The 12,489-nt window shown below is 69.6% G+C and carries 10 protein-coding genes; all 10 read left to right on the forward strand.

The window, feature by feature from the left end; all coding sequences use genetic code 11:
- Positions 1–71 precede the first annotated feature (71 nt).
- The 10 genes from AC1DYN_RS10345 (at position 72) to AC1DYN_RS10390 (ending at position 12,412) form a co-directional block, all read left to right on the forward strand.
- Positions 72–866: a putative hydro-lyase gene (locus AC1DYN_RS10345; protein ID WP_477959048.1), complete on the forward strand. Its 795-nt coding sequence runs from the start codon at positions 72–74 to the stop codon at positions 864–866.
- A 55-nt stretch (positions 867–921) separates the two neighbouring features.
- On the forward strand, positions 922–2,202 hold the full coding sequence (locus AC1DYN_RS10350) for an ABC transporter substrate-binding protein (protein ID WP_477959049.1): 1,281 nt from the start codon (positions 922–924) through the stop codon (positions 2,200–2,202).
- Positions 2,203–2,294: 92 nt separating this feature from the next.
- Positions 2,295–3,161, forward strand: coding sequence for a branched-chain amino acid ABC transporter permease (locus AC1DYN_RS10355; RefSeq protein ID WP_477959050.1), 867 nt, complete (start codon positions 2,295–2,297; stop codon positions 3,159–3,161).
- A complete protein-coding gene (locus tag AC1DYN_RS10360) occupies positions 3,158–4,153 on the forward strand; it encodes a branched-chain amino acid ABC transporter permease (RefSeq protein ID WP_477959051.1) in 996 nt (331 codons plus the stop codon). Before AC1DYN_RS10355 ends, AC1DYN_RS10360 begins: the two co-directional genes overlap by 4 nt.
- On the forward strand, positions 4,150–4,863 hold the full coding sequence (locus tag AC1DYN_RS10365; protein WP_477959052.1) for an ABC transporter ATP-binding protein: 714 nt from the start codon (positions 4,150–4,152) through the stop codon (positions 4,861–4,863). Before AC1DYN_RS10360 ends, AC1DYN_RS10365 begins: the two co-directional genes overlap by 4 nt.
- Complete coding sequence (locus AC1DYN_RS10370) at positions 4,863–5,567, forward strand: ABC transporter ATP-binding protein (protein WP_477959053.1); 705 nt, start codon at positions 4,863–4,865, stop codon at positions 5,565–5,567. Before AC1DYN_RS10365 ends, AC1DYN_RS10370 begins: the two co-directional genes overlap by 1 nt.
- A gap of 14 nt (positions 5,568–5,581) precedes the next feature.
- Positions 5,582–6,574: a TRAP transporter substrate-binding protein gene (locus tag AC1DYN_RS10375; protein WP_477959054.1), complete on the forward strand. Its 993-nt coding sequence runs from the start codon at positions 5,582–5,584 to the stop codon at positions 6,572–6,574.
- Positions 6,575–6,592: 18 nt separating this feature from the next.
- Positions 6,593–10,270: a hydantoinase B/oxoprolinase family protein gene (locus tag AC1DYN_RS10380; RefSeq protein WP_477959055.1), complete on the forward strand. Its 3,678-nt coding sequence runs from the start codon at positions 6,593–6,595 to the stop codon at positions 10,268–10,270.
- Between the two features lie 220 nt (positions 10,271–10,490).
- Positions 10,491–11,282, forward strand: a complete 792-nt coding sequence (locus AC1DYN_RS10385; RefSeq protein ID WP_477959057.1) for a hypothetical protein — start codon at positions 10,491–10,493, stop codon at positions 11,280–11,282.
- A 71-nt stretch (positions 11,283–11,353) separates the two neighbouring features.
- Positions 11,354–12,412 carry a glycosyltransferase family 9 protein gene (locus AC1DYN_RS10390; protein WP_477959059.1) on the forward strand — a complete coding sequence of 353 codons (1,059 nt, stop codon included), beginning with the start codon at positions 11,354–11,356 and terminating at the stop codon, positions 12,410–12,412.
- Positions 12,413–12,489 lie beyond the last annotated feature (77 nt).

Consider the following 12,489-nt stretch of genomic DNA (forward strand, 5'->3'; position numbering starts at 1 on the left):
TTTGCGGGCTCGCCCCGCAGGCCAACACAATCCGCCCCATTCGCAAACCTTCCTGCCGACGGGGTCTTGTCATGAAGCCTGAACAGAAGCCGAGCAGTGCCCGCAGCGCACGTGCCGAGATCCGCTCGGGGCGCCACGCCACCCACACCAGCGGCCTGGCCGACGACCACGTGCAGGGCAACCTGGTGATCCTGCCGCAGGCGCTCGCCAACGACTTCCTGCGCTACTGCCAGCGCAACCCGAAGCCGTGCCCGGTGCTGGCGGTGTCCGAGCCCGGCGACCCGATGCTGCCCACGCTCGGCCACGACATCGACATCCGCAGCGACGTGCCGCTGTACCGCGTGTGGCGGCGCGGCGAGCTGGTCGACGAGGTGACCGACATCGGTGCGCTGTGGCGCGACGACCTGGTGAGCTTCGTGATCGGCTGCTCGTTCTCGTTCGAGCAGGCGCTGCTGGAAGCGGGCGTGCCGCTGCGCCACGTCGCGCAGAACCGCAACGTCGCGATGTACCGCACCCACATCCCGACCGTGGCCGCCGGGCCCTTCCATGGCCCGATGGTGGTCTCGATGCGCCCGTTGAAGGCGGCCGACGCGATCCGTGCGGTGCAGGTGACCTCGCGCTTCCCGTCCGTGCACGGCGCGCCGGTGCACATCGGCGATCCGGCGCTGATCGGCATCGCCGATCTCATGCGTCCCGACTACGGCGACGCGGTCGAGGTGATGCCCGACGAACTGCCGGTGTTCTGGGCCTGCGGCGTCACGCCCCAGGCCGCGATCACGCAGGCCCGTCCCGAGTTCTGCATCACGCACGCCCCCGGCGCGATGCTGATCACCGACCTGCTGAACGCGCAGCTCGCCAGCCTCTGAGCCGCGTCCGCGCACGCGGCCGGACTGTCTTTCGTTGACCTTCCAGGAGTTTTCCATGCAGCATTCCGAGAACCGCCGATCCGTGATCCAGGCGCTGGGCGCCAGCCTGCTGGGCCTGTTCGGCACCGGCGCCCGCGCGCAGTCGCAAGAGGTGAAGATCGGCGTGATCTACCCGCTCACCGGCCCGGCCGCGTCCACGGGCGCCGAGCTGAAGAACGCGCTCGAACTCGCCGCGGACATCATCAACAACGGCGCCAAGGGCATCGCCGACCTGCCGTTCGCCGGCGGCGGCGGGCTGCCCAGGCTCAAGGGCGCGCGCATCAGGCTGGTGTTCGCCGACCACCAGGGCAACCCGCAGACCGGCGCCACCGAGGCCGAGCGCCTGATCACGCAGGAGAAGGTGGTGGCGCTGGTCGGCGCCTACAACAGCAACGTCACGGCCACCGCCAGCCAGGTGTCCGAGCGCTACGGCATTCCCTTCCTGAACCCGGAGTCGTCGTCGGCCTCGCTGACGGCGCGCGGCTTCAAGTGGTTCTTCCGCACCACGCCGCACGACGACCTGTTCGTGCACAACTTCTTCGATTTCCTGAAGGAGCTGGAGGCGAAGAAGAACTTCAAGCTCGGCGCCATCGCCACCTTCAACGAGAACACGCTGTGGGGCAACGAGACCACCAAGCTCGAGGCGAAGCTGGCGCCGGAGAAGGGCTACAACCTGGTCAAGCAGGTCACCTACCCGGCCAAGAGCACGCAGCTGACCTCCGAGGTGCAGACGCTGAAGGCGGCCAACCCGGCGCTGGTGATGCAGTCGTCGTACCTGGGCGACGCGCTGCTGTCGATGAAGACGTACAAGGAGCTGGGCTTCTCGCCGGACATGATCCTGGCCAACAACGCCGGCTTCACCGACACCGAGTTCATCAAGACGCTGGGCAAAGACGCCGAGTTCGTGATCACCCGCGAGGTGTGGGCGCTCGACCTGGCCACGCGCAACCCGCTGATCAAGCAGGTGAACGACCTGTTCGTCGCGCGCTACAAGGCCAACTTCACCGGCAACTCGTCGCGCACCTTCACCGGGCTGATGGTGCTGGCCGATGCGATCAACCGCGCCGGCGGGACGGACCCGGAGCCGATCCGCAAGGCGCTGTCCGAGACCGACCTGCGCGCCGAGAACCTGATCATGCCGTGGAAGGGCGTCAAGTTCGATGCCACCGGCCAGAACACGCTGGGCCGCGGCATCCTGGTGCAGATCGTCGACGGCAAGTACAACACGGTGTACCCGTTCAACCTCGCGACGCGCGAGGTGACCTGGCCGATGCCGAAGTGGGACCAGCGCAAGTAACTTGACTCCGTTCGGGCTGAGCCTGTCGAAGCCCCTGCTCGCATGCCACCAGGCTTCGACAAGCTCAGCCCGAACGGTATTGGAGGTATCCCATGACCGCAGAGATTCTTCTCCAAACCCTCGCGTCCGGCGTGCTGATCGGCCTGATCTACGCGCTGGTGGCGATCGGCCTCACGATGATCTTCGGCGTGATGGACATCGTGAACTTCGCGCACGGCGAGTTCCTGATGCTCGGCATGTACGCGAGCTTCTGGGGATTCTCGCTGTACGCGCTCGACCCGCTGCTGACGCTGCCGCTGACGGTGCTGATGCTGTTCGCGTTCGGCATGCTGCTCTACAAGTTCATCATCAAGCGCATCATCAACGCGCCGATGCTGAGCCAGATCTTCACCACCTTCGGGCTGATGATCCTGCTGCGCGGCGTCGCGCAGTTCCTGTGGAAGCCGGACTTCCGCTCGATCGAGAACTCCTGGGTCAGCGGCAGTGTCAAGCTGCTGGGCATCCAGCTCGGCCAGCCGCAGCTGGTGGCCGGCCTGGGCGCGGTGGCGGTGACGATGGTGGTGCATGCCTTCCTGACGCGCACCCGGCTCGGCGCCGCGCTCGAAGCCACCGCGGCCGACAAGGAAGCGGCCCAGCTGATGGGCATCGATTCGCACCGCATGTTCGCGCTCGCCTGGGGCATCGGCGCGGCCTGTGCCGGCGCGGCCGGCGTGCTGCTGGCCACCTTCTTCCCGATCTTCCCGGAGGTCGGCGCCAACTTCATCCTGCTCGCCTTCGTGGTCGTCAACCTGGGCGGCTTCGGCAGCGTCACCGGCGCGTTCTGGGCCGGCATCCTGGTGGGCGTGATCGAGGTGATGGGCGGGCTGCTGCTCGGCCCGCAGTACAAGCTGGCCGTGGTGCTGGTGCTGTTCCTCGCGGTGTTGATGTTCCGGCCGCAGGGCCTGATGGGGAAAGCATGAAGCCTTCGATCAAGACCGTCGCACTGGCCGCGATCGCGCTGGCCGCCGTGCTGCTGCCGCTGCTCACGCACAGCCCCTCGCACCTGAACCTGGCCATCCTGGTGCTGATGGCCGCGCAGCTGGGCGTCGCGTGGAACCTGCTCGGCGGCTATGCCGGCCAGGTGTCGCTCGGCCATGCGGCGTTCTACGGCATCGGTGCGTACACCTCGACGCTGCTGTTGCTGAACTTCGGCATCAACCCGTGGCTGGGCATGCTGCTGGGCGGCGTGGTCGCGGCGCTGCTGAGCCTTGCCTTCGGCTGGTCGTGCTTCCGGCTCAAGGGCCACTACTTCGCGATGGCGACGATCGCGGTCGCCGAGATCGTGCAGATCGTGTTCACCAACTGGGACTACGCCGGCAGCGCGGTCGGCCTGACGATCCCGATGGACCAGCGGGGCTGGGGCACCATGGTGTTCGCCGACAAGGCACCGTACTACTGGCTCGCGCTCGGGCTGCTGGTGCTGACGCTGCTGGCCACCTGGGCCGTCGAGCGCAGCCACGTCGGCTACTACCTGCGGGCCATCAAGGACGAGCCGGACGCGGCGCGCAGCATCGGCATCGACATCGCCCGCTACAAGCAGGTGGCCTTGTCGCTGAGCGCCTTCTTCACCGCGCTGGGCGGCAGCCTGTATGCGCAGAAGGAGCTCTACATCGACCCGGGCTCGGTGCTCAGTACTTCTCTGTCGATCAAGATGGCGCTGGTGTCCATCCTCGGCGGCGTCGGCACGCTGTTCGGGCCGGTGGTCGGCTCGGTGGTGCTGACGACGATCGAGGAAGTGACGCGCGCCAGCTTCGGCGGCACCGGGCGCGGCACCGACACCATCATCTACGCGGCGCTGATCGTCGGCATCGCGGTGTTCTACCCGAGCGGGGTGATCGGCTGGCTCCGCGAGTGGCGGCAGCGGCGCCAGGCGCGCAACGCGGCTTCGGCCAAGGTGGAGGTGGCGCTGTGAGCTTGCTCGAACTGCGGGGCGTCAGCAAGCGCTTCGGCGGCCTGATGGCCAACCAGGACGTCTCCTTCGACGTCGATGCCGGCCAGATCGTCGGCCTGATCGGCCCGAACGGCGCCGGCAAGACCACCGCCTTCAACTGCGTCGCCGGCTTCTACACGCCCAGCGCCGGCGAGATCCGCCTCGACGGCGAGACCATCTCCGGCCTGCCGCCCGAGGCTTGTGCCCGCGCCGGCATCGGCCGCACCTTCCAGGTGGCGCGCACCTTCACCAGCATGACGGCCTGCGAGAACGTGATGGCCGGCGCGCTGCTGCGCAACCGCCGCGTCGGTGCGGCGAGCGACGAGGCCCGCCAGTGGCTCGCCTTCGTCAACCTCGACCAGTTTGCCGACAAGCCGGCCGGCAGCATGACGATCAGCGAGCAGCGCCGCCTGGCGGTGGCGCGCGCGCTGGCCATCGCGCCCAAGCTGCTGCTGATGGACGAGGTGATGGCCGGCCTGAACCCGTCCGAGGTGCGCGAGATGGTCAAGGTGGTGCTGGCCATCCGCGCACGCGGCATCGCCTGCCTGATCGTCGAACACGTGCTGGAAGGGATCATGCCGATCGCCGACCGCATCGTCGTGCTGGACCGCGGCGTGAAGATCGCCGACGGCACGCCGGCCGAGGTGTCGCGCGATCCTCAGGTCATCCACGCCTACCTGGGAGACGAGTGATGCTGCAGGTCTCGAATCTCCGTGTCAGCTACAGCGGCGTGCTGGCGCTGTCCGATGTCAGCCTGGAGGTGCCGCAGGGCAAGATCGTCGCGCTGGTCGGCGGCAACGGCAACGGCAAGTCGACCACGCTGCGCGCCATCGCGGGCCTGAACAAGGTCGATGCCGGCAGCGTGCACTTCGACGGCCGGCCGGTGCACGGGCTGCCGTCGCACCAGCGCGTGCCGCTCGGCCTGTCGCTGGTGCCCGAGGGCCGGCGGCTGTTCCCGCGCCTGACGGTGCGGCGCAACCTCGAGCTGGGCGCCTTCACGCGCACCGACAGGCACGAGGTGGCGGCCGGCATCGACGAGATGTTCGCGCTGTTTCCGATCCTTGCCGAGCGCGAGGCCCAGCTGGCCGGCACGATGAGCGGCGGCGAGCAGCAGATGCTCGCGATCGCGCGCGGCCTGATGGCGAGGCCCAAGCTGCTGATGCTGGACGAGCCGTCATGGGGCATCGCGCCCAAGTTCGTCGCCAAGGTGCTCGAGGTGATCCAGCGCGTCAACGCCGGCGGCGTCACCATCCTGCTGGTCGAGCAGAACCTGCACAAGGCCTTGTCGATCGCGCACCACGGCTACGTGATCCAGACCGGTCGCATCGTGATGCAGGGCAGCGGCGCCGAGCTGGCAGCGAACGAAGACGTCAAGAAGGCCTACCTGGGCCTGTGACCGGGATGCATGCCATGGACCGCCGGCAACTCCTGCTGCTTGCCGCTGCTGCCGGTGCCGTCGCCGCGCTGCCCGCGCGCGCGGCCACCACCTGGCGCCTGGCCAGCGGCTACCGGCGCGAGTCGTTCCACACCGTCAACCTGCTGGCGCTGGCGGCCGACGTCGCGGCGGCGACGAACGGCGAGCTGCGCCTGGACGTGCAGCCCAATGGTGCGCTCGCGAAGCTGAACGACATCCGCGCCGCGGTCGAGGACGGGCGCGCCGAGGCCGGCGAGACCATCATGAGCAGCCTGGTCGCGCAGATGCCGATCGCCGGCGTCGACTCGGTGCCCTTCATCACCGCGTCCTACGCCGATGCGCGCCACATGTGGGTGCACCAGCGGCCGCTGGTCGAACGCCGCTTCGCGCAGCGCGGGCTGCAGGTGCTGTACGCGGTGCCGTGGCCGCCGCAGGGCCTGCACAGCACGAAGCCGATCGCCGGCGTGGCCGACCTGAAGGGCAGCCGCATGCGCAGCTACAACCCGACCACCGCACGCATCGCGGCGCTGCTGGGCGCGCAGGCGGTGGACGTGCCGATGGTCGAGGTCGGCCAGGCGCTGTCCGAGGGCCGCATCGACACGATGATCACCTCGGCCGTCACCGGCGTCGAGAACCAGGTCTGGTCGCGCATCCGCTTCTACTACGAGATCAACGCCTGGTTCCCGAAGAACATCGTGTTCTGCCGGGCGGTGGCCCTGCAGGCCCTGCCGGCGGCGCAGCGCGAGGCGCTGCACGCCGCGGCCRCGAAGGCCGAGGCGCGTGGCTGGGCCGCCAGCGAAGCGGCCGCCGCGTCGTCGGTCGACGAACTGCGTCGCAACGGTGTCAAGATCGAGCGCGTGCCGCACGACCTGAACCTGGAGCTCAAGCGCCTGGGCGAGCGTTTCTCGCTCGAGTGGCTGCACCAGGCCGGCGGCGAGGCCAACGAGTTTTTCATTCCCTACTTCACCAGGCCGCGGCCCCCGGGCTGACGGCACAGGAAGGATTCCATGCAAGCTCAAGTTCACAGCAGCGACCGTTGGCAGTTCTGGATCGACCGCGGCGGCACCTTCACCGACGTCGTCGCCCGGCGCCCCGACGGCACGCTGGTCACGCACAAGCTGCTCAGCGAGAACCCCGAGCAGTACCGCGACGCCGCGGTCGCCGGCATCCGCCACCTGCTGGGGCTGAAGCCCGGCGAGGCCTTCCCGGCCGAGCGCGTCGAGTGCGTGAAGATGGGCACCACGGTCGCCACCAACGCGCTGCTCGAGCGCAAGGGTGAGCCGACGCTGCTGGTCACGACGCAGGGCTTCCGCGACGCGCTGCGCATCGCGTATCAAGACCGGCCGCGCATCTTCGACTGCCACATCCAGCTGCCCGAGCTCCTGTACAGCCGCGTGATCGAGGCGCGCGAACGCGTCGGCGCCCAGGGTGACGTGGTGCAGGCGCTCGACGAGGCGCGCCTGCGCGCCGACCTGCAGGCGGCGTTCGATGCCGGGCTGCGCAGCGTCGCGATCGTCTTCATGCACGGCTACCGCTACACCGCGCACGAGCTCGTGGCCAAGGCGCTGGCGCAACAGGTGGGCTTCCCGCAGATCAGCGTGTCGCACGAGGTCAGCCCGWTGATGAAGCTSGTSGSSCGCGGCGACACGACSGTSGTCGAYGCCTACCTGTCGCCGATCCTGCGCCGCTACGTCGASCAGGTCGCCGGCGAGATGCCGGGTGTCAAGCTGTTCTTCATGCAGTCGTCCGGCGGGCTCACCGATGCGCATGCCTTCCAGGGCAAGGATGCGATCCTGTCCGGCCCGGCCGGCGGCATCGTCGGCATGGTGCGCACCGCGCAGCTCGGCCTGTCGCCGTTGGCGCACGGCGATGACGTGCCGGCGAACGCGCAGGGCGGCGCCCCGGCGCACGAGGTCAAGGTGATCGGCTTCGACATGGGCGGCACGTCGACCGACGTCAGCCACTTCGCCGGCGAGTTCGAGCGCGCCTTCGAGACGCAGGTGGCCGGCGTGCGCATGCGTGCGCCGATGATGAGCATCCACACGGTGGCGGCCGGCGGCGGCTCGATCCTGAGCTTCGACGGCGCGCGCTTCCGTGCCGGCCCGGAAAGCGCCGGTGCCAACCCCGGCCCGGCCTGCTACCGCCGCGGCGGGCCGCTGGCGGTGACCGACGCCAACGTGATGCTCGGCAAGATCCAGCCGGCGTACTTTCCGAAGGTGTTCGGCCCGAATGCCGACCAGTCGCTGGACCGCGACGTGGTGGTCGCGAAGTTCGGTGCGATGGCCGCCGACATCGAACGCGCCACCGGCGTCAAGCGCTCGCCCGAGGAGGTGGCCGAAGGCTTCATCGACATCGCGGTGGGCGCGATGGGCAATGCGATCAAGAAAATCTCGGTGGCGCGCGGCTACGACGTGACGCGCTACACGCTGCAGTGCTTCGGCGGTGCCGGCGGCCAGCATGCCTGCCGCGTCGCCGACGCGCTGGGCATGAACCGCGTGTTCGCGCACCCGCTGGCCGGCGTGCTGTCRGCCTACGGCWTGGGCCTGGCCGACCAGGCGGTGCTGCGCGAGCGCGCGGTCGAGCTGCCGCTGGCCGGCGCGATGGCGGCCGTCGGCGAGGTGCTGGACGGTCTCGCGCGCGAGACCGAGGGCGAGCTGCGGCGCCAGGGCGCCAGCAGCGCCGCCGTGAAGGTGCTGCGCCGCGTGCACGTGCGCTACGAGGGCACCGATTCGGCGCTCGTCGTGCCCTTCGGCAGCGAGGCGGACATCCAGGCCGCGTTCGAGTCCGCCTACCGGCAGCGCTTCGCCTTCCTGATGGCCGAGCGCCGGCTGGTGATCGAGGCGGTGTCGGTCGAGGCAGTGGGCGAGGGCGACGCGCCGGTCGAGCCGCGCCATGCGTTGGCCGCGAGCGGTGCGGCGCCGGTGCGCGACACGGTGCAGCTGTTCAGCGGCGGGCGCTGGTGGGATGCGGCGCTGGTGGTGCGCGAGGATGCGCAACCCGGCCACGTGGTCGACGGCCCGGCCATCATCGCCGAGAAGACCGCGACCACGGTGGTCGAGCCCGGCTGGCGCGCCCGGGTCACCGCGTACGACCACCTGCTGCTCGAACGCGTGCAGCCGCGCGAGGCGCGCAAGGCCATCGGCACCACCGTCGATCCGGTGATGCTGGAGGTGTTCAACAACCTGTTCATGAACATCGCCGAGCAGATGGGGCTGCAGCTGCAGAACACCGCCTACTCGGTGAACATCAAGGAACGGCTGGACTTCAGCTGCGCGCTGTTCGACGCCGACGGCAACCTGATCGCCAACGCGCCGCACATGCCGGTGCACCTGGGCTCGATGAGCGAGTCGATCAAGACCGTGATCCAGGGCAATGCCGGTCGCATGCAGCCGGGCGACGTGTACGCGCTGAACGACCCGTACCACGGCGGCACGCACCTGCCCGACGTGACGGTGGTGACGCCGGTGTACCTGGGCGCGGCAGCCGGCGAGAAGCCGCTGTTCTACGTCGGCTCGCGCGGCCACCATGCCGACATCGGCGGCATCACGCCGGGCTCGATGCCGCCGTTCTCGACCCGCATCGAGGAAGAGGGCGTGCAGATCGACAACGTCAAGCTGGTCGAGGCCGGCGTGCTGCGCGAGGCCGACATCCTGGCGCTGCTCAAGAGCGGCCGCTACCCCTCGCGCAACCCGCAGCAGAACCTGGCCGACCTGAAGGCGCAGATCGCCGCCAACGAGAAGGGCGTGCAGGAGCTGCGCAAGATGGTGCAGCAGTTCGGGCTGGAGGTGGTGCAGGCCTACATGCGCCACGTGCAGGACAACGCCGAGGAATCGGTGCGGCGCGTCATCACGCGGCTGAAGGACGGCCGCTTCACGCTGCCGCTGGACAACGGCGCACAGATCAGCGTGGCGATCCGCGTCGATGCGGCGCAACGCAGCGCGGTGATCGATTTCAGCGGCACCTCGGCGCAGCTGGCCAACAACTTCAACGCGCCGCGCGCGGTGTGCATGGCGGCGGTGCTGTACGTGTTCCGCACGCTGGTCAACGACGACATCCCGCTGAACGCCGGCTGCCTGAAGCCGCTGCAGGTGATCATCCCCGAGGGCTCGATGCTGAACCCGAACCCGCCGGCCTCGGTGGTGGCCGGCAACGTCGAGACCTCGACCTGCATCACCAACGCGCTGTACGGCGCGCTGGGCGTGATGGCGGCCGGCCAGTGCACGATGAACAACTTCACCTTCGGCAACGCGACCTACCAGTATTACGAAACGATCTCCGGCGGCTCGGGCGCGGGGCCGGATTTCGACGGCACCTCGGTCGTGCAGACGCACATGACGAACTCGCGGCTCACCGATCCCGAGATGCTGGAGTTCCGCTTCCCGGTGCGGCTGGACAGCTACGAGATCCGCGCCGGCTCGGGCGGCGCCGGGCGGCACCGCGGCGGCGACGGCGGCGTGCGGCGCGTGCGCTTCCTCGAGACGATGACGGCGTCGATCCTGTCGAACGGCCGCCACGCCGGCGCCTTCGGCGTGGCCGGCGGGTCGGCCGGCCGGCCCGGCATCAACCGGGTCGAGCGGGCCGACGGCACGGTCGAGACGCTGGACCACATCGGATCGGTCGAGATGCAGCCCGGCGACGTGTTCGTGGTCGAGACCCCGGGCGGCGGCGGCTACGGCGCGGCATGAGGATCATCCCTGAGCAATCGTTGTCAGTACAGATGGACCGGGCGGAAAGGGTGGAGCACGGGGGCGTCGCTGCCTACACTGCCCCTCGATCCGGCCCAATACCTCCCTCCCGCCGGATCCGATCCGGCCACGTTCCTCCCTCCGGCCGGGTCCTTCGGGCCCGCCGTTGCACGTCTCCCCCCGCTGCCGGCGGGCCCATTCTTTTGATCTCCTGCCGTCGATGCTCACGCCGGTGTTCGCACTGAAGCTGGCGCTGGTCTGTGCCGTCGTGCTGGGCGCGAGCTTCGCGGCGCGCCGCTTCGGCCACCGCGTGGCCGGCACCTTGTCGGGCATGCCGATGATTGCCGGGCCGATCATGGGCTTCGTGCTGCTGCAGTCGCCGCCGGCGCAGGCGCAGGCGATCGCGCTGGCGACCGTGGTGGCCTTCCCGGCGATGGTGTCGCACATGCTGGCCTTCGCGCATGCGGTGCGGCGGATGCCGTGGTGGGCCGCGTGGGGGGCCGCGAACGCGATGTTCCTCGCGGTCGGCAGCCTGCTGCTGTGGCTGCACCTGCCGGCGCTGCCGGCCTGCGTGCTGGCGGCACTGTCGCCGTGGGCCGGGCTGCGGCTGATGCCGGCCCACCGGCGCGAGCGCACGGTGCTGCACATCCCGGCGATCGAGCTGGTGTTGCGCGTCGCGGCGGCCGCGGCGCTGGCGGCGGCCATCATGCTCGGCGCGGCGCTGTTCCCGGCGGCAATCAGCGGGCTGCTGCTGGCCCTGCCGATCACCGGCAACGTGCTGCCCTGCTTCACGCGCGTGCGGCATGGCGCCGACGCGACGATCGAGCTGCTGTCGGGCTTCGTGCAGGGCATGGCCGGCTTCGCCACCTTGTTCATCGTGCTGGTGATCGCGCTGCCGGTGCTCGGGGCGGGCCTGTCCTGTGCACTGGCCTGGGCGGTGACGCTGGCCGTCGCGTGGGTGCTGCAGCGCAGGCGGGCCACCCTGACCGTGCCGATCATCGGCGCGGATTGACACCCGGGCGGGAACTGCCGTCGCACGCATGCCACTCAGCTCGCATCGCATGGGAGCAGGGTGGTCATGCCATGGCCGAGAGGGCTGTTTCGCTGCAGGGAGAGGCGCTCGTCGATGCGGCAGGGCAGGTCTGGTTGCCATACGACCTTCCGCACCTGCCGCACCTGCCGGCACGCACGCGCGGATGGCGCCGCCTCTCCGCGCTGCGCGACATCCGCCACGCCGGCCGCCGGCCGTTTCATTGGTGCATGCCGTCCGGCGGGACGCTGCACGTGCTCAACGGCATGGGCGTTTCGCTGGGCGACTCGATCGTCGGCATGAACGCGCTGGCGTGGCTCAAGGACCGGCATCCGGCGCTTCGCATCCACCTCTACCGAACGCCGCACGCCCCGGCAGGGGTCGAGCGGCTCTACCGGCTCGCCGGCCACCTCGTCGAATCGGTCACCTACCTGCCGCTTTCGTTGGAGACCCTGCCCGACCAGGCCATCGACCTGTCCGACGTCCTGCACTGGCCTTCGTTCGCCAGCGAGCCGATGGTGGACTTCTTCATTCGCGGCCTCGGCATGCTGCCGCACGAACTGCCGGCCTGCGCCAAGGCGAACCGCTGGCTGGCCCGGCTGCGCCTGCCATCGGTTCCCGCCGCGTGGCGTGGGCGCGGCTATGTGCTGTTCTGCGGCCAGGCCAGCACGCCGCTGCGCACGGTTCCGCAGGCGCAGGCCGCGGCGATGGTCGAGCGCATCTGGCGCCGCTACGGCCTGCCGGTCCTCGGCTTCCATCCGGTCCGGCATCCGCACCATGAAGACATCTCGCGCCATTCTGCCGGCCTGGATCAGTACATCGCCTGGGTCAAGGGCGCCCGCGCGGTGGTCGGCACGGACAGCTCGGCGATCCACCTGGCGGCGGGGTTCGACGTGCCGACGCTGGCGGTCTTCGTGAGCATCGACCCGGCATTGCGGGTGCGCGACTATCCGAACTGCCGGGCCCTGGACATGCGTTCCGAACGAACCTGCGGCCTGCACGCGAGCCACGACGCTGCCGTGCTCGAGGCGGTCCGCCGCACCTGGCAGGCCGTCGTCGAGCGGCCGGATCTGCCCTGGCCTGCGCTGGCGGCCCCGCCCGAGTGGGACTGACCCCCGTTGACAGCGCGCCGGCTCGCCTGTAAAAAGAGCATATGTTCTTGTTGAAGTAAAAATAGAACATACGTTCC

The sequence above is a fragment of the Rhizobacter sp. P2_D12 genome (assembly GCF_056404395.1).

Bases quoted from the DNA above. Each gene is read 5' to 3' on its own strand.
- AC1DYN_RS10345 (WP_477959048.1), top strand. From the start codon at position 72: ATGAAGCCTGAACAGAAGCCGAGCAGTGCCCGCAGCGCACGTGCCGAG.
- AC1DYN_RS10350 (WP_477959049.1), top strand. From the start codon at position 922: ATGCAGCATTCCGAGAACCGCCGATCCGTGATCCAGGCGCTGGGCGCC.
- AC1DYN_RS10355 (WP_477959050.1), top strand. From the start codon at position 2,295: ATGACCGCAGAGATTCTTCTCCAAACCCTCGCGTCCGGCGTGCTGATC.
- AC1DYN_RS10360 (WP_477959051.1), top strand. From the start codon at position 3,158: ATGAAGCCTTCGATCAAGACCGTCGCACTGGCCGCGATCGCGCTGGCC.
- AC1DYN_RS10370 (WP_477959053.1), top strand. From the start codon at position 4,863: ATGCTGCAGGTCTCGAATCTCCGTGTCAGCTACAGCGGCGTGCTGGCG.
- AC1DYN_RS10385 (WP_477959057.1), top strand. From the start codon at position 10,491: ATGCTCACGCCGGTGTTCGCACTGAAGCTGGCGCTGGTCTGTGCCGTC.
- AC1DYN_RS10390 (WP_477959059.1), top strand. From the start codon at position 11,354: ATGGCCGAGAGGGCTGTTTCGCTGCAGGGAGAGGCGCTCGTCGATGCG.